Raw genomic sequence first — 24,086 nt, forward strand, 5'->3', positions numbered from 1 at the left:
CCCTGACCTGCCAACCGGATCAGGCCTGCTGACCTCGACGACCACCCTGGCCGGGCGCACCGCGTCCTCCAGGGTGGTCTTCGGTCCTCATGAGACGAACCTCGGTGTCGGGAGGGCGTTCTCGTCCCGGCACACGAACTACTACGAGGCGAGGGCGCGCGGCGGGTGCGGCCTGATCGTCACCGAGGTGGCGTCGGTGCGTGCCGACGACCACCCGTATGAGCGGGCACCACTGGCCGCGGAGTCCGAATCCGGCTGGCGTGACATCGTTACCGCCTGCCGCCCGCACGGAACCCTGGTCCTCGCCGGGCTCGGCCACGCCGGTCTGCAGGGGACGAGCGCATACTCGCAGTCGGTGCTGTGGGGTCCCTCCCCGGTCGCGGACGTGGTGACCCGGGAGCTGCCCGCCGAGATGGGAGACCGGGAGATCGGCGAGGTGATCACCGGTTTCGCGGCCGCCGCGGCGCGGGCGGTCGCGGCGGACGTGGACGGTGTCGAGCTGGACGCGGGTCCGGCGGCCCTGCTGCGCCAGTTCCTCTCGCCGCTCACCAACCTCAGGGGGGACGGCTACGGTGAGGATCGCGCGCGCCTGCTGCACGAGGTGATCGCGGCGGTCCGGTCCGTGCTCGGCGCTGGCCGGATCCTCGCCCTCCGGCTGAGCTGCGATGAACTGACGTCATGGGGCGGGATCACCCTCGACGACGCGGTCGACCAGGTGGGCGCGCTCGGTGAGTCGATCGACCTGCTCACCGTGGTGCGCGGCGGTCCGACCACCGCGACCCGGTACCGGCCGGACGCGCACACCCCGCCGATGTTCACCGTGGAACCGACCCGCCGCATCCGGGCGGCCACCACCGTTCCGATCGTCCTGCAGGGCAGCGTCATCGACGCCGCGGCCGCGGAGAGCGCGCTCGGCGACGGGGTCGCCGACCTGGTCGAGATGACCCGCGCGCAGATCGCCGACCCCGACCTGGTCGCTGCCGTCCGCGGCGGCCGGGCCCCTCGTCCGTGCGTGCTGTGCAACCAGACTTGCCTGGTGCGCGACCCCCGCAACCCGATCGTCACCTGCATCGGCAACCCCACCACCCCGGGTGAAGGGCACCCTCACGCCGTTGGACCGGGCGAGGGGCACCGTCACCCCGGGACGCGGGAGGTGCTGGTCGTCGGTGGTGGTCCGGCAGGCCTGGAGGCGGCTCGGGTGCTCGCCGCGGCCGGGAATCGGGTCCGGCTGGTCGAGCGCCGAGATCGGCTCGGCGGCATGGTTGCCCGCGCCGCGACCGGAAACCTGACGCGGCTGGCCACGGTCACCGACTGGCTCGCCCGCGAGTGCCACCGCCTCGGGGTCCGCATCGAACTGGGCCGCGAGATCACCGAATCCGATGTCACGGACGCCGATGCGACGGTGCTCGCCACCGGCAGTGTCGCCGCGCCGTGGCCGGTGCCGGGGGACGGCAGCGTGCCGGTGCGCACCGCACCGGACGTCCTGGACGCCGCGCACGCCGTCACCGGGGCGGTGCTGGTGTGGGATCCGATCGGTGGCCCGGTGGGGGTCGCGGTGGCCGAGCATCTCGCGGCAGGCGGCCACCCGGTCGCGATCGCGACCCCGGATCCGGTGATCGGCACCGGCCTCGGGCGCACCGGCGACCTCGCCGACGCCAACGGCAGGCTGCAGCGGTCCGCGGTGACCCGCCACCTGCGGAGCAGGATCGTCGATATCGTCGGTGGCGCAGTTGAACTCGAACAGGTGCACACGGGGGAGCGGAGCACGGTCCGGGCGGCGGTCATTGTCGACTGTGGGCACCGGGTCCCCGACGAGGCACTGGGCAGGCACCTCGAGCGGCGCGGCGCACAGTCGTGCGGCGACCGCGTCGCACCGCGCACCATCGCCGAGGCGGTCCGGGAGGGCCGCGGCGCCGCCGCGCGCCTGATGTCCGGGTGGGCGCGGTGAGCTTCCCGAGGCTGCTGGCGCCGCTGACCCTCGGCCCCCGGACGGTGCGCAACCGGGTGGTGTTCACCGCACACCTGACCAACGCCGCCGTCGATGGCCTGCCCACCGGGCAGCACGCCGACTACTACGCAGCCCGGGCGCGGGGCGGTGCCGGGCTGATCATCACCGAGGAGCAGTGCGTCCATCCGACCGACTGGCCGTACGAGAAGGTGATCCACGGTCACCGCCCTGAGGTGATCGCCGGATACCGCCGGATCACCGATGCCGTCCACGAGCACGGGGCGGTGATTCTCGCGCAGCTCAACCACAACGGTGGCCAGGGGTCGGGAATGTACTCCGGCCTTCCGCTGTTGGCGCCGAGCCCCGTCCCCGATCCACTGTTCCGCGAGGTCCCCCGACAGGTGGACGCCGCCGACCTCGCCGACCTCGTCGACGGCTATGCGCGTGTCGCAACCCACTGTCGTGCTGGCGGATTCGACGGCGTCGAGATTCAAGCGTCGCAGTCCTCGATCCTGCGCGCGTTCCTGTCCCCGCAGACGAACCTGCGTTCCGACGGCTACGGCGGGCCGCTCGCGCATCGGGCCCGACTGCTGCTCGAGGTGATCGCCGCGGTCCGGGCGGCGTTGGGACCGGACCTGGTCCTCGGCGTGCGACTGACCGGGGAGGAGTCGATCGCGAACGGCATCCATCTCGACGAGGCGGTCGCGGTGGCGACGATGATCGAGGCGACCGGCGCGGTGAACTATCTGAACACATCCATCGGGATGGCCACCGAGACGCTGCACCTGATCGAGGGGTCGATGGCGGTGCCGAACGGCTACGCCCTCTTCATTCCCAACGCGATTCGCCGCGCCGTGTCCCTCCCCGTCGTGGGGGTCGGGCGGTTCACCGGTCCCGCCCAGGCCGAGCAGGCCCTGACCGAGGGGCAGTGCGACCTGGTCGGTGTGGTGCGCGGCCAGATCGCGGACCCCGACTTCGCCGTGAAGGCGGCGACCGGGCACCCCGAGGACATTCGGGCGTGCCTGGGATGCAATCAGGAGTGCATCGGCAGGGTCGGGTTGAACCGGTGGCTCGGCTGCATCGAAAACCCGGCGGCGGGACGGGAATCGGTGCCGCTGCCGATGCCGCGGCGCCGCGGCCGCGCGGTGGTCGTGGTCGGGGGCGGACCCGCCGGGCTGCAGGCCGCCGCCACCGCCGCCCAGCGCGGCCATGCCGTCACCCTGTACGAACGCGCGCCCCGTCTCGGTGGGCAGGTGCGTACCGCAGCGGCGGCCGCGGGTCGAGCCGAGTTCGGGGAGTTGACAGCGAATCTGGAACGCGAGTGCCTGCGATCCGGCGTCACGATGCGCACCGGCGTTGCCGTCGACGCCGCGCTGGTGCTGGCGCTGGCCCCGGAGGTGGTGATCGTCGCGACGGGGGCCCGGCCGTCGCGTCCGGCGTGGTCGGGCGGCAGCGACCGGGTCGTCGACGTGCGGGACGTTCTCGATGGCGGCGTCCACCCGGCAGGCCGGGTCCTGGTGTTCGACGAGTTGGGATTCCATCAGGGCACGTCGGTCGCCGAGACACTCGCCGCTCGCGGTGCCGGGGTCACGATCGCGACTCCGGGGATGATTGTCGGACAGGACCTCGGACTGACCCTGGACATGGAGGGCTGGCAGCGCCGCGCGCACGCGGCGGGCGTCGTCGAACGAACCGACACCGTCCCGACCGGGATCGCCGACACCGGGACGGGGATCCGCGTGCACCTGCTCCATCACCCCACCGGTGTGGTGGAGCAGATCGAGTTTGACGCGGTCGTGTGCGCGGTGCACCAGCGTCCGGTGGACGAGTTGTGGAAAGAACTGTCCGGCAGCGGATTCGAGGTGTATCGGATCGGGGATGCGCTGTCGCCCCGTCGTGCCGACGCCGCGGTCCGGGAGGGGTATCGGGTTGCTCTCTCCCTCTGACCCGGCCGCCAGCACGCGGCGGTGTGCCGGGGGTGGAGGCGGCGGCAGGACGCGGCCTACCCTGGCAGGCATGCCCACCTCCCTGGCCGACGCCACCTGGCCCGAGATCGCGGACGGCAGGCCCGCGCTGGCGGTCCCGGTCGGGTCGCTCGAACAGCACGGCCCGCACCTTCCCCTCGACACCGACACCAGGATCGCGTCGGCGGTTGCCGGGGCATTGCCGGGCCTGCGGCTCGCACCCGCGATCGCGTACGGCGCCAGTGGCGAGCACGAGGGGTTCGCCGGGACCGTGTCGCTGGGTGCCGAGGTGCTGCGCACTCTGATCGTCGAATACGGACGGTCGGCGTGTCGCTGGTCGCCGCGCGTGTTGTTCGTCAACGGGCACGGCGGCAACGCACCCGCGCTCGCGGAGGCGGTGACGCTGCTCCGGTACGAGGGCCGCGACGCGGCCTGGCTGCCGTGCGCGGTACCGGGCGCCGACGCCCACGCAGGGCGAACCGAAACCGCACTGTTGCTGCATCTTTCGCCGGACGAGGTGCGGATGGACCGGGTCGAGGCGGGTGATCCACGGCCGATCGCGGAGCTGATGCCGCGGCTGCGGGCCGGCGGTGTCGCCGCCGTCAGCGCGAACGGGATTCTCGGCGATCCGACGGGTGCCGATGCCGTCGAGGGGGCACTGCTGTTCGATCAGATGTGCGGCCGCGCGGTCGCGGCGGCCGGGCGGTGGCAGCCGGATGAGCACGGGATGTTGCGGTGAGAGCAGATCCGAATACGATCGCCTGATGCGCCAAGCTCGACTACCCGATGGATTCGGTGTGCGACTCGATCCGACGGTGCGCACGTTCTCCGATGGACGGGTGCTGATTGGGGGGTCCCCCACCCGGATGCTCAAACTGGCTCCCACCGCGGCCGCGATGATCGGCGACGGCTACCTGAAGGTCGTCGATCCCCAGTCGGCGGAGGTCGCGCGGCACCTGCTCGACTCCGGGGTCGCGAACCCGCGGCCGATGAGCTCACCGCCCAACCACGACGTCACCGTCGTCGTCCCGGTCCGGGACAACATTGCCGGGCTCAACCGGCTCCTCCCCGCCCTGCGTGGGCTGAACGTCGTCGTCGTCGACGACGGATCCGCGGAGCCGGTGATCTCCCCCCCGGTGCAGGGCGGGCGCGGGGAGATCACTGTGGTGCGGCATTCCGAGGCGCGCGGACCGGCCGCCGCGCGGAACACCGGGATGGCCCTGGCCACAACGGGGTTCGTTGCGTTCCTGGACTCCGACGTGGTGCCCCGGACCGGCTGGCTCGAGGCGATGCTCGGCCACTTCAGCGACCCCGCGGTCGCGATGGTCGCGCCGCGGATCGTGGCACTCGAACCGGCGGGGGGAGCGTTGGCGCGCTACGAGCACGCACGCTCCTCGCTCGACCTTGGGCGCAAGGAGGGGCCGGTCCGGGCGGGGAGCGCGGTGTCGTACGTGCCGAGCGCGGCGATGCTGGTGCGCCGACGCGCGCTGGACGAGTGCGGTGGTTTCGACGAGTCGATGCGCGTCGCCGAGGATGTTGACCTCTGCTGGCGCCTGCACGACGCGGGCTGGCGGTTGCGGTACGAGCCGATCTCCCACGTCGCGCACGACCACCGGGTGTCGTTCCGGAAATGGTTCGGGCGCAAGATGTTCTACGGGACGGGTGCGGCACCGTTGGCGGCCCGTCATCATGGGCTGGTGCCGCCACTGGCGATGTCGTGGTGGACCCTCGTCGCCTGGGTGTTCGCGGCGACCGGAACCCGGTTCGGGGTGGTCGCCGCCGCGGTCACCCAGGCGGCGACGGTGGTCCGGCTGCGCCGGACCTTCGGGGAACTCGACAGGCCGACGCGGATCGCGACGGTGCTCGCGATCCAGGGGATGGCCGGCGGGGCGTGGCAGCTCGCGTCCGCGGTGTGCAGGCATTACTGGCCGGTCACGGTGCTCGCCGCCGTCTGTTCCCGGCGGGTCCGCCGGGCGGTGGTGGCCGTCGCGGTGGCGGAGGGGGCCGCCGACTGGTGGACGCACCGCGAACCGGAAGGGCTCGGTCCGGTTCGGCACATTGCCTACAAGCGTCTCGACGACCTTGCCTACGGGGCGGGGCTGTGGCGCGGTGCCGTCACCCACCGCAGCCTCGCCGCACTGAAGCCACGCCTGACCCGGTGACGAGCGGCGCATCCGGTGCCCGGAACTGTGCGTGATCTTCACCCCGATGGGGGTGAAAATCACGCACGGGCGGCGGAGCCGCTGGCGGCGGACGTGATCGTGGTTGGCGCCGGATCGGCGGGGTGCGTCGTTGCCGCGCGGCTCAGCGAGAATCCCGAGCGCACGGTGATCCTGATCGAGGCGGGACCGGGCGTCGTCGGGCCGGGCCCGCTCGGGGTGTTGCCGGTCGGGGCGCACAGCGACGTGGTCGGGAAATACCCGGCGCGGCTGCGGGACGGCGCGCCGGAGACGGTGCTGGCGAGGGGCCGGATGCTCGGCGGGTCCGGCGCCGTCAACGGCGGCTACTTCCTTCGCGGCACCGCAGCGGACTTCGAGCGGTGGCCGCCGTCGTGGTCGTACGCGTCGGTGTTGCCGTACTTTCGCCGGCTCGAGACCGATCCGTTCGGGGACCGGCGCTGGCACGGTGACACGGGTCCGGTTCCCGTCACCAGAACCGCTCCGGCCGAGCGGCACCCGATCAGTACGGCCTTCCTCGACGCCGCCGACCGGGCGGGCTTCGGCTACCGGGCGGACCTGAACGAACCCGACGCCGACGGCGCAGGCCCGGTGCCGCTCAACGCGCGCGCCGGTCTGCGGATCGGCACCGCGACCGCCTACCTGGCCCCGCACACCGGCCGACCGAACCTGCGGGTGCTCACCGACACCGCCGCCCGGCGGGTGGAGATGTCCGGGCACCGGGCCACCGGCGTCGAGGTCGAGTCGGGTGGCGTTCGCCGGGTGCTGCTGGCGTCGACGGTGGTGCTGTGCGCGGGTGCCGTCGGAACGCCGCACCTGCTAATGCATTCCGGAGTCGGCTCCGCACAACAACTTTCGGCGCACGACATCCCGGTGCGCGTCGATCTCCCCGGCGTCGGTCGGACGTTCGAGGACCACCCCGAGGTCACCGTCGGCTACCGCAGGACCGCCGCACTGCCGCACCGTGCGGACCGGGCGATCCTTGAGGTGGTCCTCGAGGCCGAGCTCGACGGGGAGCCGGTCGAGGTGCGGCCCTACACCGCCACGTTCGGCGAGGCGATCCCCGGCGTGGACGACCCGCTTGCCCGGATCGGGGTGGCGTTGATGCGCCCGCGCAGCCGCGGTGAGATCGTGCTGACGGCCGCCGACCCCGCCGCCCCGCCGCTGGTGCGGTACCGATACGTGGAGGCGGCCGCGGACCGGGCGGCGCTGCGCGCGGGAGTCTCGCTCGCCGAGGATCTGCTCCGCGGTCCGGCGTTCACCGGGCTGCTCGACCCACGAAGCCTGACCGATGCGTCCGCGACCTTCGGCACCTCGATGCACCTGTCGGGCAGCTGCTCGATCGGTCCGCCCGACGATCCGGACGCCGTCGTCGACGACCGCTGCCGGGTGCACGGCGTCGACGGGCTGTGGATCGCGGACGGCTCGGTGATGCCGTCCCTCCCGTCCCGCGGCCCGCACGCGACGACGGTGATGATCGGGGAACGGGTCGCGGAGTTCATCGCGCTGCTGGACGTCTGACCAGCAGATCCGGTGTCGGAGCGACGGCCGTGCCGGTGTGACTGGCATTACAGTAGTGGGACGACGCCGAGAGGAATCTCCTTGACCACTACCGCACGGGCCGGTGCCCGCGGCAACCCCTGGGTGGCCGTTCGGCCGGGTGACGATGTCGCTGAACTCGCCCGCACGGTCTCCGCCGCGCACCGCTCGTTCGTCGAGGGTGCCGACACCCGGACCGGTGGCCCCGGCGCCGGGGCGTCGGTCCGGCCGGTGGTGTTCGACTCGTGGGTGCGCAGCCGGGACCGGGGCGTGAACCCGCGGTCCGTCGGCGACGGAGACCCGCTGGGCGGGGTGGAACTCGGCGGCTACCGCGCCGCCCACCCGATGGCGTTGGTGCGGCCGGTGGTCCGCAGGCTGCTGGTCGAGGACGTCGCGGACACCGGGCTGCTGGTCGCGATCAGCGATGCCGCCGGGCGGCTGCTGTGGGTCGAGGGGGATTCCGGGGCGAAGGACCGCGCGGTCGCGATGCACTTCGTCGAGGGCGCGGACTGGAGCGAGGATCGCGTCGGCACCAACGCGCCGGGCACCGCCCTCGCGGTCGACCAGTGCGTGCAGATCTTCGGGGCCGAGCACTTCAGCGCCGCCGTCCACGACTGGAGCTGTTCGGCGGCCCCGGTGCACGACCCGACGAGTGGGCGGATCCTCGGCGCCATCGACATCACCGGCGGCCCCGAGGTGGCGCAGCCGCAGGTGCTTGCGTTGGTTCGGGCGACGGTCGCGGCGGCGGAGGCCGAGCTGCGGCTGCGCCTGCTGAACTCGCCACGGCTGCTCGGGGCGCAAGCGCCCGGCCTCGCGACGCCGGGTTCGGCAGCACCCCGGCTGGCGGTCCTCGGTTCCGGTCGACCGACACTGATCCGCGGCGGCGATCGTATTCCGTTGTCGCGCAGGCACGCGGAGATCCTGCTGCTCCTCGCGCAGCACGCCGAGGGGCTGTCCGGTGACCAGTTGTCGGTCCTGCTCGACGAGGCCGAACTCGACGCCGTCACGATCCGCGCCGAGATGTCGCGGCTGCGGAAGGTCTTCGGGGCCGACGGGCTCGGGTCCCGCCCGTATCGGTTGCTCGTCGATCTCGACACCGATGTCGACGAGGTACGCCGCGCCCTCGAGGCCGGTGATGCGGCCGCGGCGCTCGCCGCGTACCGCGGCCCGGTGCTGCCCGGGTCGGACGCGCCGGGCGTCGAGGAGATCCGCGAACAGGTCCGGGCCCGCATGCAGGCGGCGCTGTTGCGGTCCGGCGAGCAACCCCTGCTCGCGCGGTGGACGGCAACCCCGGACGGGCGCGGGGACTCGGCGGCCTGGGCGGCGTACCTGTCCTCGATCGATCCGCGGTCACCGATGTACGACCAGGTCAGGGCCAGGATCGCGATCCTCGACGAACAGCTGGGCGGGTGACGGCTCCCGACCGCAACCCCGTTGCAACCCCCCGGCTCATAGTGTTCCGCTCGTAGTGTTCCGGATCACACCGCGGGACCGACCGCAGCAGAGGAGTTCGACGATGACCGTGTACGCCCGCCCGGGTTCGCCCGACGCGCTCATGTCCTTCCAATCCCGCTACGAGAACTACATCGGCGGGCAGTGGGTGGCCCCCGTCAAGGGCCAGTACTTCGAGAACACCACCCCGATCACCGGTCAGCCGTTCTGTGAGATCGCCCGCGGCACCGCCGAGGACGTCGACCTGGCGCTCGACGCCGCCCACGCCGCCGCTCCCGCCTGGGGCAAGACCCCCGTCGCCGAGCGGGCCGTGATCCTGAACCGGATCGCCGACCGCATCGAGGAGAATCTCGAGTCGATCGCGCTCGCCGAATCCTGGGACAACGGCAAGCCGATCCGCGAGACGCTGAACGCCGACATTCCGCTCGCCGTCGACCACTTCCGCTACTTCGCTGGCGCCATCCGCGCGCAGGAGGGGTCGCTGTCGGAGATCAACGGTGACACGGTTGCCTACCACTTCCACGAGCCGCTCGGCGTGGTCGGGCAGATCATCCCGTGGAACTTCCCGATCCTGATGGCGACCTGGAAGTTGGCGCCCGCGCTGGCCGCGGGCAACGCCGTGGTGCTCAAGCCGGCCGAGCAGACCCCCGCGTCGATCCTCTACCTGTTCTCCCTCATCGGGGACCTGCTGCCGCCCGGTGTGGTCAACATCGTCAACGGGTTCGGCACCGAGGCGGGCAAGCCGCTCGCGTCCAGCCCGCGGATCAAGAAGATCGCCTTCACCGGCGAGACCACCACCGGCAGGCTGATCATGCAGTACGCCTCGCAGAACCTGATCCCGGTCACCCTCGAACTCGGCGGCAAGAGCCCGAACATCTTCTTTTCCGACGTGCTCGCCGCGAACGACGACTACCAGGACAAGGCCCTGGAGGGGTTCACGATGTTCGCCCTGAACCAGGGCGAGGTGTGCACCTGCCCGTCCCGGTCACTGATCCAGGAGGACATCTTCGACGAGTTCCTGGCGATGGCCGCGATCCGCACCAAGGCCGTCCGGCAGGGCGACCCGCTCGACACCGACACGATGATCGGCGCGCAGGCGTCCAACGACCAGTTCGAGAAGATCCTCTCGTACATCGAGATCGGGAAGTCCGAGGGGGCGAAGCTGATCACCGGCGGTGAGCGGGCCGAGCTCGGCGGCGACCTGTCCGGTGGCTACTACATCCAGCCGACCGTCTTCACCGGCAACAACAGGATGCGGATCTTCCAGGAGGAGATCTTCGGCCCGGTGGTGTCGGTGACCTCGTTCAAGGACTACGACGAGGCCATCTCGATCGCCAACGACACCCTGTACGGGCTCGGGGCCGGGGTGTGGTCCCGGGACGGTGGCGTCGCCTACCGCGCCGGTCGCGACATCCAGGCCGGTCGGGTGTGGACGAACACGTACCACCAGTACCCCGCGCACGCGGCGTTCGGCGGATACAAGCAGTCCGGCATCGGACGCGAGAACCACCACATGATGCTCGACCACTACCAGCAGACCAAGAACCTGTTGGTGAGCTACGCACCCAAGGCGCAGGGCTTCTTCTGATGCCCCGCTTCCTCCGGCTCCCTCGGCCGGCGGAATGACGCGGCGCCCGCCGATACCCCCTCGTCGGCGGGCGCCGACCCTCCGTTTCCGCACGGGCACAGCAGAAGTCCGCTCCCGGGACCCACCACACGAACGGACGGAACGCACCATGGTCGATACGACGAAGGCAGCGGCCGACCCGCCGCCGAGGATCGTCGCCACCGAGGCGGCCGCGGACCTGCTGCGCCTGCTGGTCGCCGCGCACGGCGGGGTGATGATGCACCAGTCCGGCGGGTGCTGCGACGGTTCCGCACCGATGTGCTATCCGGTCGGGGAGTTCATCGTGGGGGACCGGGACATTCTCGTCGGGCTGCTCGACCTTCGGCTGCGGGTGGGGGAGCGGGCGGTGGACCTGCCGGACGCTGCCGACGCGGTACCGGTGTGGATCTCCGGGCCGCAGTTCGAGCTGTGGAAGCACACCCAGTTGGTGATCGACGCGGTCCCCGGCCGGGGCTCCGGGTTCAGTCTCGAATCGCCCGAGGGGCTGCGTTTCCTCAGCCGCGGACGCGCCTTCGCCGCGGCGGAGCTCGGGATGCTTGCCGTCGCCGACCCGATCACCGGTCAGCAGTGGGAGGCCGGACGGCGACCCGGGCCCGCGGTCGTCCCGCAGATCGTCGCGGAGGCCGCCGACGCCTGCCCCGTCCAACGCCGTCCGTGACGGCTGGGCGGCGGGTCACCGTCGGACCATGCGCACCAGATCGCCGCCGGGTCCCTCCAGTTGCCGGGGCGGGCGCCACACCGCGCGCAGGATCCGGTCGAGGTGCAGCTCCGCCACCTCGACGACCTTGAGGTCCCCGGCCGCCACCTGGTCGGCGACAGCGAGGGTGCTCAGCACCGCGGGGCCGACGCCGCCGAGCACGCTCGTCCGGATCGCTGCCGCGCTGCCGAGTTCCAGAAGTGGTGCGGCGCGGTCGTATTCGTGTAGCGCGACGTCGAGGGTGGTGCGGGTGCCCGATCCGGGTTCCCGGACCACGAGGGGGGTTCGTGCGAGTTCGCCGATCGTGAGCGGCTTCCTGCGCCGGGCCAACGGATGTCCGGGGTCGACCACGACCACCAGTCGGTCGCGGGCGACCGCGACGGTGTGCAGTCCGCGGGGCACCGTTGGCGACTCGACGAAGCCGACATCGCAGGCGCCGCCGATGACGTCGTCGAACACCAGGGTGGAGTTGCGAACCTGCAGGTGCACCGTGACGTCCGGGTTCTGCTGCCGGAACCGGCCGAGCCAGCCGGGCAGCAGGTGTTCGGCCACCGTCATGCTCGCGCTGATCGTCAGTTCAGCGGCACGTCTCTCCCGCATGCCCGCCGCGACGTCGATCAGGTGCCTCGCGTCGGCGAGCACCTTCCTCGACCAGTGCGCGAGCACGGTGCCCTCCGCGGTCAGCGTGGAACCGGTCGGCCTGCGGAGCAGGAGCGGCGCGCCAACCTGCGCCTCGAGACGCTTCATCGCCCGGCTCGCGTTCGGTTGCGCGACGCCAGCTACTTTTGCTGCCGCGCTGAGGCTCCCGTGATCGTCGACGCCAACCAGCAGTTCCAGGACGTCCAGGTCGGGCCACCGCATCTGCATATCGGAAGTGTATGCCCAGAGTGGGCTCCCATATCGAAGTGATATGTAGCCATGGCGGATCGAGGGCTACCGGAACGACCTGGCGTGCGCCAGTGTTCATGGCATGTCCAGCGATGTCGGTGCACCCCCCACCCCGCCCGCCGTCCCCTCGGCGAAACCCCGGTCCCGCGCCGTTGGCACGGTCGTCGGCGTCGCGGTGTGCGCGTTCGGTGCCGCGCTCGCGATGGGCATCGGCCGGCTGATCCCCGCGGTCAGCCCCCTCCTCATCGCGATCGTGGCGGGTGCCCTGCTGGCGAACCTGGTGGCGCTGCCCGCCAGGATTCGTCCCGGCCTCGACTTCTCCGCGAAGCGACTCCTCCGGGTGGGGGTGGCCCTGCTCGGCCTGCAACTGATGTTCAGCGACGTGGCCGACCTTGGCTGGGGGGTGATCGCGGTCGTGGTGGCGGTCGTCGCCGCCGGCATCGCGGGCACGATGTGGGTGGGTGCGCTGCTCGGGTTGTCGTGGACGCAGCGGATCCTGATCGCGTGCGGCTTCTCGATCTGTGGTGCCGCGGCGGTCGCCGCGACCGACGGCGTCGTCAACGCGAAGGAGGAGGAACTGCTCACCGCGGTGGCGCTCGTTGCGGTCTTCGGGACCGTGATGATCCCGGCGATCCCCCTCCTCGCGCGGATGCTCGGGCTCACCGACCGGCAGTCCGGGATGTGGGCGGGCGCGTCGATCCACGAAGTCGCGCAGGTCGTCGCCGCGGGCGGCGTCATCGGCGGTGGCGCGCTCGCCGTCGCGACCGTCGTCAAGCTGGCCCGGGTCCTGATGCTCGCGCCGGTCATGGCGTATCTCGGAGCCCGGCAGCGTCGAATGGTCACCGGCGGTCGAATGGCGAGGGGCGAAGGAACGCAGCCGCCGCTGGTGCCGATGTTCGTCGTCGGCTTCCTCGCATGCGTGACACTGCGCTCGACCGGACTGCTCCCGCAGCAGGTCCTCGACATCGCCGGGCCGGTGCAGACCGCGCTGCTGGCCGCCGCGATGTTCGCGCTCGGCCTCGGCGTTCGGCTGAGCCTGCTCAGGTCGATGGGCCCGCGCCCGGTCGTTCTCGCCGCGCTGTCCACGGTGTGGGTCGCCGTCGTCGCGCTGATCGGTGTGCTGGTGGTGGCGTGACGACGGCTTCCTCACCGGGCTGTAGCCCCGGGGTCGGGTCGGGTAGCTGCCGCCGCCGCGCCGGGACGCGAGATGATGAAGCCCCACCGCCGCGGCGAACGCGCGGCGACACGACAGAGGAGATGCGCAATGGCCTTCGCAGGCAACGTGGATGAGCTGGCCCTACTGCAGTCGGTGCGGCTCAAGGGCGCGGTGACGCCGCCGGTGCTCGCCGTGCAGCTTGGGGTGGGGGAGTCCTCCGCGCAGGCAGCGCTCACCGCCCTGGTCGAGATGGGCCGGGCCGTCGCCGACGACGCAGGCTCGGTCACCCTCACCGCGGAGGGAGTCACCGAGCTCGACACCCAGCTCGACGCCGAACGGGTGTCGATCGACGAGTTCCTGTTCGCGGAGGTCGTCGAGCGGTTCGAGCCGCTGGACGCCGAGTTCTCCGACGCGAGCGGCGACCCCGACAAGCTCGCGGACCTGGACCGCCGCGCCGCCGACGTGTTCGACGACGTCTCCGCCTACGTGCCGCGGCTCGCGCGCTACCAGGAACTGCTCGCCGACACCGTCGCCGACGCTGGCGCGTACGCGGTCGTGTGGTCGGAGCTGCGCACGGAGATCCTCAGCGCAGCGGGCCGCTGACCTAGACCGTGTGACGCGGCTCACCCCTCCCCCCTTTCGGGGGTGGTTCGGGGGTGAGCCGCGTCACTACCTTTCTCGCAACCCCGGCGATCTGAGCCGGGGACCCCGCACCGCGAGAAGAGGGCCCATGACCACAGTCTCGTCCGACCCGGCACCCCCGGGAGTGTCCGCCGACCCGGCACCTCCTGCGAAGCCCGCGACCGCGCCCGCGACGCGGACGAGCGTGCGCCGGGTGGCGGTCGCCAGCTGCATCGGCACGACCATCGAGTTCTACGACTTCTTCATCTACGGGACGGCAGCGGCACTCGTCTTCCCGACCGTGTTCTTCCCCGCGCTCGGATCCACCGCGGGAACCGTGGCCTCGTTCGCCACCTTCGCGGTCGCGTTCGTCGCGCGGCCGGTCGGTGCCATGCTGTTCGGGCACTACGGTGACCGGATCGGGCGCAAGAAGACCCTGGTTTCCACCCTGCTGTTGATGGGCATCTCCACGCTGCTGATCGGCGTGCTGCCCAGCGCGGCGACGATCGGTGTCGCGGCCCCGGTGATTCTGGTGCTGCTGCGCTTCGCGCAGGGGTTCGCCGTCGGCGGCGAATGGGCGGGCGCGACCCTGCTCACCGCCGAGTACGCGCCGCCCGGCAAACGCGGCCTGTACGCGATGTTCCCGCAACTGGGCCCCGCAATCGCGTTCATCCTCTCGTCGGGGACGTTCCTCGCCACCGGTGCGGTGCTCGGCGACACCAACGAGGCGTTCCTGACCTGGGGCTGGCGGGTGCCGTTCCTCTTCTCGATCGTGCTCGTCGGCATTGGCCTGTACATGCGGCTCGCGATCGAGGAGACGCCGGTGTTCCGGGCCAACCAGGCCAACCAGGCCAACCGGGTCGACACATCGAGCGCCCGGCTACCGTTCGCCGACGCCTGGCGGCATCAGAGCAAGGAGATCCTGCTGTCCGCGGGCGCCCTTGCCACCCTGTTTGCGTTCTTCTACATGGGCACCGCGTTCCTCACCAGTTACGGCACAACGACCCTCGGCTTCTCGCGACCGTTCGTGCTGTCGGTCGGCATCGCATCGGCGGTCGTATTCGGCGCCGCCATCGTGGTGTCCGCCCTGTACTCCGATCGGATCGGCCGCCGCAGGGTGATCATGGCGTCCTGTGTCGCCGCGTTCGTCTGGGCGTTGGCGCTGTTCCCGATCCTCGACTCGGGCAGCCCGGCGGCGTTCGCGATCGGCATGTTCGGAACCCTCGCGATCTTCGGGATCGCCTATGGTCCGTGCGGAGCGCTGCTCCCGGAGATGTTCGCGACCCGCTACCGCTACACCGGCGCCGGGCTCGGCTACAACCTGGCGGGGGTGCTCGGCGGCGCGATCCCGCCGCTGCTCGCGGCGCCGCTCGCGGCCTCGTTCGGGGGCATCGCGATCGGTGTGCTGCTTGCCGCGCTGGCGGTGCTCAGTTTCGTCTGCACCCGTGCGCTGGTCGAGACCAAGGACCTGGCGCTGTAGGACGACGTCCGTCGGGTCGGATGTCCTGTTCTCGGACAGTTGCCGGCAGCCGATCCGACGGACTATGTCGTGGATCACACCCATGCGAGTAGTTTCGATTGCACCCCGTCCGGCGGCCTCGGTGGCCGGACGTGAAGGAGGACCAGCAATGACCGGGACCGTGTCGGATGCCGCAGCAGTGGACGGGTCGGGCTCACCCACGCTGCCCAGTTACGCGTCGGGAGTGTGGGACGCCCCGATGCTGGGGGACACCATCGGCGACAACCTGGACCGGACCGTCGCCGCCCACGGCGACCGGGACGCGCTCGTCGACCACGCCGGCGGTCGCCGCTGGACGTACACGCAGTTCGCCGCCGACGTGGACGCCATTGCGGCGGGTCTGCTGGACCGCGGGGTCGCGAAGGGTGACCGGGTGGGGATCTGGGCGCCGAACTGCCCGGAATGGGCGATCGTGCAGTACGCGACGGCAAAGGTCGGCGCGATCCTGGTCACCATCAACCCCGCCTACCGGGCGCACGAACTGCGGTACGTCCTCGAACAGGCGGGCATCGTGATGCTGATCTCCGCGGCCCAGTTCCGAACCTCCGACTACGCGGCGATGATCGAGGAGGTGCGGCCGTCTTGCCCCGCCCTCGACTCGGTGATCCTGCTCGGCAGTCCCGACTGGCTGGCGCTGCTCGACGAGGGCCGGGCGTCGCACGCCGCCGACCCGTCCACACTGCGGACGGCCCAGGCCGGGTTGTCCGCGGACGATCCCATCAACATTCAGTACACCTCGGGGACAACGGGTTTCCCGAAGGGTGCGACACTCAGTCACCACAACATCCTGAACAATGGCTACTTCGTCGGCGAGCTCTGCCACTACACCGAACTGGACCGAGTGTGCATCCCGGTGCCGTTCTATCACTGCTTCGGGATGGTGATGGGCAACCTCGCCTGCACCAGTCACGGTGCGGCGATGGTGATCCCGGCGCCCGCCTTCGACCCGGCGGCGACGCTCGCCGCGGTGCAGGCCGAGCGTTGCACGTCGCTGTACGGGGTGCCGACGATGTTCATCGCGGAACTCGCCGACCCCGGCTTCGCCGACTACAACCTATCCAGCCTGCGCACCGGCATCATGGCGGGCTCGCCGTGCCCGGTCGAGGTGATGAAGCAGGTGATGGAACGGATGGGCATGACCGAGGTATCCATCTGCTACGGGATGACCGAGACCTCGCCGGTGTCGCTGCAGACCCGCGCCGACGACACCGTCGACCAGCGGGTGTCCACGGTCGGCCGGGTCGGACCGCACCTCGAGGTGAAGATCGTCGACCCGGCAACGGGATTGACGGCGGCCCGGGGTGAGCCCGGTGAGCTGTGCACCCGCGGGTACTCGGTGATGCTCGGGTACTGGAACGACCCGGAGAAGAGTGCCGAGGCGATTGACAGTGCCCGGTGGATGCACACGGGCGACGTCGGGGTGATGGACCCCGACGGGTACGTCGCGATCACCGGACGGATCAAGGACATGGTGATCCGCGGCGGTGAGAACATCTATCCCCGCGAGATCGAGGAGTTTCTCTACACCCACCCCGACGTCCTCGACGCGCAGGTGATCGGGGTCCCGGACATCAAGTACGGCGAGGAACTGATGGTGTGGGTGCGGATGCGGGACGGCGCAACCCCCCTCGACGCGGACACCCTGCGCGCCTACTGCACCGGGCAGCTCGCGCACTACAAGATTCCGCGGTACGTCCACGTCGTCGACGAATTCCCGATGACCGTCACCGGCAAGGTGCGCAAGATCGAGATGCGGGAAATGTCCGTCCGCCTGATCGGGCGGACGTAGGGGCCCGGCATGGGTGGCGTCGGTGGGTGCGGTGGTCCGGTGATTCGCCCGGAGATCGCCCTGTCGTGGAAGCGATCGGAACTCAGTGGTGTCGACCCGGCAGGAAGCTTCGACGCGCGTCCGTCCGGGGACGTCGACCCGGCGTCACGGCTGCTGCGGGCGGCGCGTCCCGTCCTCGACGAGATCGGGGTGCAGATCGCGGGCACCGAACTGTGCGTGCTGCTTGCCGACCCGGGCTGCCGGATCGTGGCCCGGGTCTTCGACAATCCCGCCGTCGAGCGCCAGCTGGAACTGCTGGGGGTGACCGTCGGGTCCCGATTCGGTGAGGATCATGCCGGCACCAACGCGCTCGGCACACCGCTGGAGGTGCGCCGCGGCGTCGTGGTCAACGGGCCGGAGCACTACCTGGAGCAGTTCAAGAACCTCAGCTGCTACGGGCACCCCATCATCCACCCGGTGACCAGGAGGGTCGAGGGCATTCTCGACCTGACGTGTATCGGGCCGCAGGTGAATTCGCTGTTCGCGCCGTTCCTGCAACGCGCGGCGGGCGACATCGAGCACCGGCTGCTCGAGGGGGCCCGCGCCTCGCAGCGCAGGCTGGTCGACGCCTTCCAACGGGTCTCGCCGCAGCGGCAGGTCGCGGTCGCCGCGGTCGCCGACGACCTGCTGCTGTCCAACCACGCGGCGCAGGAGATGCTCGACGCCGCCGACCACGCCGCCCTGCGGGGACTGGCGGCGGACCTGAGACCGGATCAGTCCCGTACGGCCCGTGTCGAACTCGCGTCGGGGGAGGCGGTGTCGGTGCGGGTGGAGCGGATCGCCGGAGCCGACGGCGGGACGCTGTTTCAGGTGGAGCCGGTGCACCGTGACACGATCCCGGTGCCACGGACCGCGACACCGACGGCGGGCGGTCGTATTCGCTCCGAGCTGGAGCGGGCCCGCAGACGCGACGTTCCGGTGGCGATCCTGGGTGAACCGGGGTCGGGCCGCACCTCCGCCGCCCGCGACGTGCTCGGCTCCGGGGATGCGCGGTGGTTCGACGCGTCGCGGATCGCGGTGCAGGGCGCCGAGTCCTGGATCGCTGGCCTCGCCCGGTGCCTGCAGGCAGGCACACCGGTGGTGATCGAGCAGGTGCAGTTGCTGCCGGAGTCGGCGCACCCGCTGGTCGCGGACGCCCTCACCGGGACCGGGCCCCGGGTGGTCGTCACCGCCTGCCCCGACGCCGACCTGCCCCGCCCGGTGGCCGCCCTGATTGCGCGTTGTCCCGAACGGATCACACTGCCGCCGTTACGGAACCGCCGCGCCGAGGTGCCGGACATCGCCCGGTCGATGCTCGCCGGGATCGCGTCAGGGAGCCAGCTGACGGCCTCGGCGCTCGCCGCCCTCGGCGCGGCGCCGTGGCCGGGGAACCTCGCCGAGTTGAGGGTCGTGCTGACCGCGGCAGCGGACCGGATGCCGCGTTCCGGTGGCCGAATCACGTTGTCGGACCTGCCGGAGCAGTACCGGTCATCCGGCCGGGTATCCCGACTCGGTGGGCGCGAGCGCGCCGAGCGGCAGGCGATCGTCGACGCCCTCGCCGAGTGCAGCGGAAACAAGGTGCACGCGGCCGCCCAGCTCGGGATCAGCCGGAGCACCCTCTACACCCGGATGCGCGCCCTCGAGATCACCACCTGACGCGGGCGCCGACTGTCCGAAGCCCGGACAGTTGCGGGCCGTCCGGACAGGGAAATGTGGTTTGCGGCACATCGTTTCCGTCCGAACGGCCCGCACCGCGGGCAGCTCGACCCCCTCGCACCGAAGGAGCTCCGATGACCGCGATCGCCGACCACCCCCTCGCCGCCCGGGTACGGGACTTCCTCGCAGGCGGCCCGAAAAGGCTCCTGATCGGAGGAGAATGGATCGAGGCGGCCTCGGGCCGTACGTTCGCCACCAACGACCCGGCGACCGGGAATCCGCTCACCGAGGTCGCGCACGGGCAGGCCGAGGACGTCGACCGGGCGGTGCGGGCGGCCCGTCGGGCCTTCGATGAGGGCCCGTGGGCGTCCATGAAACCCAATGAGCGCGAACGGTTGATCTGGCGGGTGGGTGACATTCTCACCGAACGGGCCGAGGAGTTCGGGCAGCTCGAGGCCCTCGACAACGGCAAGTCCGCCGCGATCGCGACCGCCGTCGACATGGCATGGGCGGCCGACGTGTTCCGGTACTACGCCGGGTGGGCCACCAAGATCGAGGGCAGCACGGTCAACGTGTCGATGCCGTTCGCCCCCGACGCGCAGTTCCATGCGTACACCCTGCGGGAGCCGGTCGGGGTGTGTGGACTGATCGTGCCGTGGAACTTTCCGCTGCTGATGGCATCGTGGAAGTTGGCGCCCGCACTCGCCGCGGGCAACACGGTGATCCTCAAGCCTGCGGAGCAGACACCGCTGACGGCGCTGCTGCTCGGCGAGGTGTTCCAGGAGGCCGGGTTCCCGCCCGGTGTGGTGAACATCGTCAGCGGCTTCGGTGATGCGGGCGCGGCGCTGGCCGCGCACGACGATGTCGACAAGGTCGCGTTCACCGGGTCGACGGAGGTCGGCAAGAAGATCGTCGACGCGTCGAGAGGCAACCTGAAGAAGGTGACCCTCGAACTCGGTGGCAAGAGCCCGAACATCGTGTTTGCCGACGCGGACTTCGATGCGGCGGTGCAGGGTTCGCTGAACGCCTGGCTGTTCAACCACGGCCAGTGCTGCGTCGCAGGAACCCGACTGTTCGTGGAGGACACCATCTTCGAGGAGTTCACCCAGGCGGTCGCGGACGCGGCCAGTCGGGTGACGATCGGTCCCGGCCTCGACCCGACCACCCAACTCGGACCGCTGGTGTCGCAGGAACAGTTTGACAAGGTCACCGGCTACCTCGCGGCGGGCCTCGCGGACGGGGCCCGCGCGCTCACCGGCGGCAAGCGGTGGGGCGAGACCGGCTACTTCGTCGAACCCACCGTCTTCGTCGACGTCAAGCCCGAGTTCTCCATCGTCCGCGAGGAGATCTTCGGCCCCGTCGTCGCTGCGCTCCCGTTCAACGCCGAGGACGGGGTCGCGGCCGCGGCCAACGACTCGATCTACGGGCTCGCGGCGGGCATCTGGACCAGGGACATCTCCAGGGCACACCGCACCGCGCGGCAGATCAAGGCCGGCTCGGTGTGGATCAACCAGTACAACGGCTTCGACACCGCGATGCCGTTCGGCGGCTACAAGCAGTCCGGGTGGGGACGCGAACTCGGCGCCGCCGGACTCGACGCCTACACGACCACCAAGTCCGTCAACGTCGCACTGTGACAGTACGACCCGACCCTCCCGCCCCCGACCGGTTCGCTCGCAGAAGGAGAATCAGATGAAGACCACCGCAGCAGTCCTGCTCGAGGCGGGCAGGCCGTTCGAGATCATGGAACTCGATCTGGACGGTCCCGGCCCCGGTGAGGTGCTGATCAAGTACACCGCGGCGGGCCTGTGCCATTCGGACCTGCATCTCACCGACGGTGACCTGCCGCCGCGGTACCCGATCGTCGGCGGCCACGAGGGCTCCGGGATCGTCGAGGAGGTCGGTCCCGGCGTCACCAAGGTCAAGCCCGGCGATCACGTGGTGTGCAGCTTCATCCCGAACTGCGGTACCTGCCGCTACTGCTCGACCGGCCGCCAGAACCTGTGCGACATGGGCGCCACCATCCTCGAAGGGTCGATGCCGGACGGTTCGTTCCGATTCCACGGCAGGGGAATGGATTTCGGTGCCATGTGCATGCTCGGCACCTTCGCCGAGCGCGCCACCATCTCCCAGCATTCGGTGGTCAAGGTCGACGACTGGCTGCCGCTGGAGACGGCCGTCCTCGTCGGCTGCGGCGTCCCGTCCGGGTGGGGGACCGCGGTCAACGCCGGCAACCTGCGGGCCGGGGACACCGCCGTCGTCTACGGGGTCGGCGGTCTCGGCATCAACGCCATCCAGGGTGCGGTGAGCGCGGGGTGCAAGTACGTGGTCGCGGTGGATCCGGTACCGCTTAAGCGGGAGACCGCGCTGAAATTCGGTGCCACCCATGCCTTCCCGGACGCCGCCTCCGCCGCAGCGAAGGTGTCGGAGCTGACCTGGGGGCAGGGCGCGGACGCCGCCCTGATCCTGGTCGGCACGGTGGACGAGGAGGTCGTCGGCGCGGCGACCGCGGTGGTCGGCAAGGGCGGAACCGTCGTCATCACCGGCCTGGCGAACCCGGAGAAGCTGACCGTCCACGTGTCGGGCTGCGACCTGACCCTGAACCAGAAGACGATCAAGGGTTCGCTGTTCGGTTCGATGAATCCGCAGTACGACATCGTCAAGCTGCTGCGCCTCTACGACGCCGGGCAGTTGAAGCTCGACGAGCTCGTCACCACCAGGTACCGCCTCGAGGACGTCAACCAGGGCTACGAGGACCTGCGGAACGGCAAGAACATTCGCGGCGTGATCGTCCACGGTTCCTGACCCGGGCGGGCGGCGCCGCACGGCCGGTCATCGGTCGTGCGGCGCCGTGCGTGGGGCTGTTAGGTTGACGCCGTCAACCAGAATGCCCATTCGGAGGTGCGATGACGTCGGCAGCGCGAACCAGTCCAATCGACCTGCTCGGCACGGACGTGGCCGCATGGAATGCGTATCGGTCCAGCGACGACGGAGCGGTCGACCTGGGCGATGCGGACCTCGCAGGCGCGATGCTGGCCGGCGCGAACCTGGCGGGGGTCGACCTCACCGGCGCGGACCTGTCGGGGGCCGTCCTCGTCGACGCCACCCTGGCGGGCGCGCGTCTCGTCTCCGCGGACCTCGTCGGTGCCGACCTGACGCGAGCCGATCTCAGCGGCGTGCGGGCGCACGACGCCAACCTCACCGGCGCGTACCTCACCCGGTCCCGACTCCGGGACGCCGACCTGACGATGGCGTATCTGACGTCGACCTACCTCGGGCACGCCGACCTGGCCGGTGCCGACCTGTCCGACGCCTATCTGACCGGCGCCTACCTCGGCGATGCCGACCTGACCGGCGTCATCCTGACCGGCGCCTACCTGGGGAAGGTCAACCTGACCGGGGCGGTCCTCGACGCGACCGACCTGACGGGTGCGGACCTGACCGACGCCGTCCTGCCGGACGGCACCACCGCGGACTGACGCGTCGTCGGCGCCGTTGCGCGGCAATGGGGTTCCGCTCGGCGTTGGACTGTGCCACCATCGAGGGGTTACAGACTTCTCGTCCCGCTCGGTGTCCGAGAGGAGAATCGCAATGTTCTGGAACATCGTCGGCACCATCGTCTTCGGTGCCGTGATCGGCGTGCTCGCCCGCCTGATCATCCCCGGTAAGCAGGCGATGGGGTGGATCATCACCGTGGTGCTCGGCATCGCAGGCGCTCTCATCGGATATTGGGTGTGGGACGGGTTGCTCGGCCAGGGCGACACCGGCGGCGTCGACTGGATCCGCTGGGTCATCAGCATCGCGGCAGCGGCCGTCCTCGCCCTCGGCTACCAGGCGATCGCTCGGGGAATGGACCATTCCGGTCCCGCCAGGCACGCGTAGTCCTTGGGGGGTGCCGCCCGGCGTCGCCCCGCGCCCGGTCAACGAGATCCTGGTGCTTCGCGCGGCGTTCGCGGCGCGGCTACCGGGGTGAGTACATGATGACGGCGACGCCGGCGAGGCAGATCAGCGCGCCGAGAAGGTCCCAGCGGTCGGGCCGGAATCCGTCGAGGGCCATCGCCCACACCAGCGATCCCGCGACGAACACGCCCCCGTACGCGGCGAGGATCCGGCCGAAGTTCGCGTCCGGTTGCAGTGTCGCGACGAACCCGTAGACGCCGAGGGCGAGCACCCCGAGACCGGCAACCAGCCAGCCACGGTGTTCCCGCACGCCCTGCCACACCAACCAGGCGCCGCCGATCTCAAACACGGCTGCGATGGCGAACAGGGCAATGGACTTGGCGACGGTCATGTCAGCACGGTATCGGGGGCGTGCTGCCTGGCCGCGACCTACGGTGGGGGTGTGTCCGCGTTCGGCGTCGACGATGGCGCGTGGAAACGTCCGCGCGCCTGGCGGGTCACGCGGTCAGACGCCGGGGGCGAGCGCCGCCGTCGTCATCCGGCGCAGCACGTCGCGGGTGTGGCTGGGGGTGGTCCGCGCCGCGCTGTGCGGCGTCGAGTTGATCAGGCCGAACGTCGCGTGCGCCTTGGTGCGGGCCTCCGTCTCGGTCAGCGCGGGGTCGGTCTCGCGCAGCACCTGAACCCACAGTTCGACGTACCGCCGCTGGAACTGTCGTACCTGCCGCCGCGCCGCGTCGGGCAGCGAGGCGAGGTCGCGGTCCTGCACCCGGATCAGGTCGGATTCGCCGAGCGCGAAGTCCAGGTGGAATTCGACCAGGCCCGCGAGCGCGGCGTCCGGGTCCCGCGCCCCCTCGACCACGTCGGTGCCGCCGTCGAACAGGCGCGCGCTGATGTCGACGAGCAGTTCGACCAGCAGGGCCTCCTTGTTCGGGAAGTGCCGGTACACGGCGGGACCGCTGATCCCGACCGCGGACCCGAGGTCCTCCAGGCGGACGCCCGCGTAGCCGCGTTCGGCGATCAGCCGTGCGGCCGCGTGCAGCAGTTGACGGCGGCGGTCGGCCTTGGCCTGGCTCCGCCGCGTCGGGGCGGACACGTCGTCCGTCACGCCGTCACCTCCTGTACTTCCCTGGGTATG

Annotated in this window: 20 protein-coding genes; 17 read left to right on the top strand and 3 right to left on the bottom strand. The window is 70.9% G+C overall.

Going from position 1 to position 24,086, the window contains the following annotated elements:
• Positions 1–7 precede the first annotated feature (7 nt).
• From ACFWPA_RS16840 to ACFWPA_RS16875, 8 genes are all read left to right on the top strand, one after another.
• Positions 8–1,948, top strand: a complete 1,941-nt coding sequence (locus ACFWPA_RS16840) for a mycofactocin system FadH/OYE family oxidoreductase 1 (RefSeq protein ID WP_378571111.1) — start codon at positions 8–10, stop codon at positions 1,946–1,948.
• Positions 1,945–3,894: a mycofactocin system FadH/OYE family oxidoreductase 2 gene (locus ACFWPA_RS16845; RefSeq protein ID WP_378571064.1), complete on the top strand. Its 1,950-nt coding sequence runs from the start codon at positions 1,945–1,947 to the stop codon at positions 3,892–3,894. The genes ACFWPA_RS16840 and ACFWPA_RS16845 overlap by 4 nt, the downstream gene beginning before the upstream one ends.
• 70 nt (positions 3,895–3,964) lie before the next feature.
• Entirely contained in the window at positions 3,965–4,651 is a 687-nt protein-coding gene (gene mftE, locus ACFWPA_RS16850) for a mycofactocin biosynthesis peptidyl-dipeptidase MftE (protein WP_378571067.1), read from the top strand.
• A gap of 25 nt (positions 4,652–4,676) precedes the next feature.
• Positions 4,677–6,074 (top strand): mycofactocin biosynthesis glycosyltransferase MftF, encoded by a 1,398-nt coding sequence (gene mftF / locus ACFWPA_RS16855; RefSeq protein ID WP_378571069.1) that lies wholly within the window; start codon positions 4,677–4,679, stop codon positions 6,072–6,074.
• Between the two features lie 93 nt (positions 6,075–6,167).
• Positions 6,168–7,610: a mycofactocin system GMC family oxidoreductase MftG gene (gene mftG / locus ACFWPA_RS16860; protein WP_378571071.1), complete on the top strand. Its 1,443-nt coding sequence runs from the start codon at positions 6,168–6,170 to the stop codon at positions 7,608–7,610.
• Positions 7,611–7,691: 81 nt separating this feature from the next.
• Entirely contained in the window at positions 7,692–9,041 is a 1,350-nt protein-coding gene (locus ACFWPA_RS16865; protein ID WP_378571073.1) for a transcriptional regulator, read from the top strand.
• Between the two features lie 103 nt (positions 9,042–9,144).
• On the top strand, positions 9,145–10,668 hold the full coding sequence (adh, locus tag ACFWPA_RS16870; protein ID WP_378571075.1) for an aldehyde dehydrogenase: 1,524 nt from the start codon (positions 9,145–9,147) through the stop codon (positions 10,666–10,668).
• A 148-nt stretch (positions 10,669–10,816) separates the two neighbouring features.
• Positions 10,817–11,365 carry a DUF779 domain-containing protein gene (locus ACFWPA_RS16875; RefSeq protein WP_378571077.1) on the top strand — a complete coding sequence of 183 codons (549 nt, stop codon included), beginning with the start codon at positions 10,817–10,819 and terminating at the stop codon, positions 11,363–11,365.
• Between the two features lie 15 nt (positions 11,366–11,380).
• On the opposite strand, the gene ACFWPA_RS16880 is transcribed toward ACFWPA_RS16875, so the two are convergent.
• Complete coding sequence (locus ACFWPA_RS16880; protein ID WP_378571079.1) at positions 11,381–12,271, bottom strand: LysR family transcriptional regulator; 891 nt, start codon at positions 12,269–12,271, stop codon at positions 11,381–11,383.
• A gap of 103 nt (positions 12,272–12,374) precedes the next feature.
• Between ACFWPA_RS16880 and ACFWPA_RS16885 the strand changes: the two genes are divergently transcribed.
• From ACFWPA_RS16885 to ACFWPA_RS16925, 9 genes are all read left to right on the top strand, one after another.
• The gene (locus ACFWPA_RS16885; RefSeq protein ID WP_378571081.1) at positions 12,375–13,427 is read left to right on the top strand and encodes a YeiH family protein; all 1,053 of its coding nucleotides are present in this window, start codon (positions 12,375–12,377) and stop codon (positions 13,425–13,427) included.
• 129 nt (positions 13,428–13,556) lie between these two features.
• A complete protein-coding gene (locus ACFWPA_RS16890) occupies positions 13,557–14,051 on the top strand; it encodes a hypothetical protein (protein ID WP_378508116.1) in 495 nt (164 codons plus the stop codon).
• A 127-nt stretch (positions 14,052–14,178) separates the two neighbouring features.
• Positions 14,179–15,549 carry an MFS transporter gene (locus ACFWPA_RS16895; RefSeq protein WP_378571083.1) on the top strand — a complete coding sequence of 457 codons (1,371 nt, stop codon included), beginning with the start codon at positions 14,179–14,181 and terminating at the stop codon, positions 15,547–15,549.
• Between the two features lie 148 nt (positions 15,550–15,697).
• Complete coding sequence (locus ACFWPA_RS16900; RefSeq protein ID WP_378571085.1) at positions 15,698–17,377, top strand: AMP-binding protein; 1,680 nt, start codon at positions 15,698–15,700, stop codon at positions 17,375–17,377.
• A 9-nt stretch (positions 17,378–17,386) separates the two neighbouring features.
• Complete coding sequence (locus ACFWPA_RS16905; RefSeq protein WP_378571087.1) at positions 17,387–19,051, top strand: sigma-54-dependent Fis family transcriptional regulator; 1,665 nt, start codon at positions 17,387–17,389, stop codon at positions 19,049–19,051.
• Positions 19,052–19,185: 134 nt separating this feature from the next.
• Positions 19,186–20,688, top strand: a complete 1,503-nt coding sequence (locus tag ACFWPA_RS16910) for an aldehyde dehydrogenase family protein (protein WP_378571089.1) — start codon at positions 19,186–19,188, stop codon at positions 20,686–20,688.
• 55 nt (positions 20,689–20,743) lie between these two features.
• Entirely contained in the window at positions 20,744–21,856 is a 1,113-nt protein-coding gene (locus tag ACFWPA_RS16915) for an NDMA-dependent alcohol dehydrogenase (protein ID WP_378508111.1), read from the top strand.
• A 101-nt stretch (positions 21,857–21,957) separates the two neighbouring features.
• Positions 21,958–22,530, top strand: coding sequence for a pentapeptide repeat-containing protein (locus ACFWPA_RS16920; RefSeq protein ID WP_378571091.1), 573 nt, complete (start codon positions 21,958–21,960; stop codon positions 22,528–22,530).
• Between the two features lie 112 nt (positions 22,531–22,642).
• A complete protein-coding gene (locus tag ACFWPA_RS16925; RefSeq protein WP_378571093.1) occupies positions 22,643–22,933 on the top strand; it encodes a GlsB/YeaQ/YmgE family stress response membrane protein in 291 nt (96 codons plus the stop codon).
• Between the two features lie 79 nt (positions 22,934–23,012).
• Here ACFWPA_RS16925 and ACFWPA_RS16930 read toward each other — a convergent pair whose 3' ends face one another.
• A complete protein-coding gene (locus tag ACFWPA_RS16930) occupies positions 23,013–23,342 on the bottom strand; it encodes a YnfA family protein (protein WP_378508108.1) in 330 nt (109 codons plus the stop codon).
• A 114-nt stretch (positions 23,343–23,456) separates the two neighbouring features.
• Complete coding sequence (locus ACFWPA_RS16935; RefSeq protein ID WP_378571095.1) at positions 23,457–24,056, bottom strand: TetR/AcrR family transcriptional regulator; 600 nt, start codon at positions 24,054–24,056, stop codon at positions 23,457–23,459.
• Positions 24,057–24,086: the final 30 nt, after the last annotated feature.

The sequence above is a fragment of the Rhodococcus sp. NPDC058505 genome (genome assembly GCF_042720095.1).
Taxonomy (GTDB): Bacteria; Actinomycetota; Actinomycetes; order Mycobacteriales; family Mycobacteriaceae; genus Rhodococcus_G.

Excerpts from the sequence above, each read along its gene's own strand:
- mftE (WP_378571067.1), top strand. The coding sequence starts at position 3,965 with ATGCCCACCTCCCTGGCCGACGCCACCTGGCCCGAGATCGCGGACGGC.
- mftF (WP_378571069.1), top strand. The coding sequence starts at position 4,677 with ATGCGCCAAGCTCGACTACCCGATGGATTCGGTGTGCGACTCGATCCG.
- adh (WP_378571075.1), top strand. The coding sequence starts at position 9,145 with ATGACCGTGTACGCCCGCCCGGGTTCGCCCGACGCGCTCATGTCCTTC.
- ACFWPA_RS16875 (WP_378571077.1), top strand. The coding sequence starts at position 10,817 with ATGGTCGATACGACGAAGGCAGCGGCCGACCCGCCGCCGAGGATCGTC.
- ACFWPA_RS16880 (WP_378571079.1), bottom strand. The coding sequence starts at position 12,271 with ATGCAGATGCGGTGGCCCGACCTGGACGTCCTGGAACTGCTGGTTGGC.
- ACFWPA_RS16885 (WP_378571081.1), top strand. The coding sequence starts at position 12,375 with ATGTCCAGCGATGTCGGTGCACCCCCCACCCCGCCCGCCGTCCCCTCG.
- ACFWPA_RS16890 (WP_378508116.1), top strand. The coding sequence starts at position 13,557 with ATGGCCTTCGCAGGCAACGTGGATGAGCTGGCCCTACTGCAGTCGGTG.
- ACFWPA_RS16895 (WP_378571083.1), top strand. The coding sequence starts at position 14,179 with ATGACCACAGTCTCGTCCGACCCGGCACCCCCGGGAGTGTCCGCCGAC.
- ACFWPA_RS16900 (WP_378571085.1), top strand. The coding sequence starts at position 15,698 with ATGACCGGGACCGTGTCGGATGCCGCAGCAGTGGACGGGTCGGGCTCA.
- ACFWPA_RS16905 (WP_378571087.1), top strand. The coding sequence starts at position 17,387 with ATGGGTGGCGTCGGTGGGTGCGGTGGTCCGGTGATTCGCCCGGAGATC.
- ACFWPA_RS16910 (WP_378571089.1), top strand. The coding sequence starts at position 19,186 with ATGACCGCGATCGCCGACCACCCCCTCGCCGCCCGGGTACGGGACTTC.
- ACFWPA_RS16915 (WP_378508111.1), top strand. The coding sequence starts at position 20,744 with ATGAAGACCACCGCAGCAGTCCTGCTCGAGGCGGGCAGGCCGTTCGAG.
- ACFWPA_RS16920 (WP_378571091.1), top strand. The coding sequence starts at position 21,958 with ATGACGTCGGCAGCGCGAACCAGTCCAATCGACCTGCTCGGCACGGAC.
- ACFWPA_RS16925 (WP_378571093.1), top strand. The coding sequence starts at position 22,643 with ATGTTCTGGAACATCGTCGGCACCATCGTCTTCGGTGCCGTGATCGGC.
- ACFWPA_RS16930 (WP_378508108.1), bottom strand. The coding sequence starts at position 23,342 with ATGACCGTCGCCAAGTCCATTGCCCTGTTCGCCATCGCAGCCGTGTTT.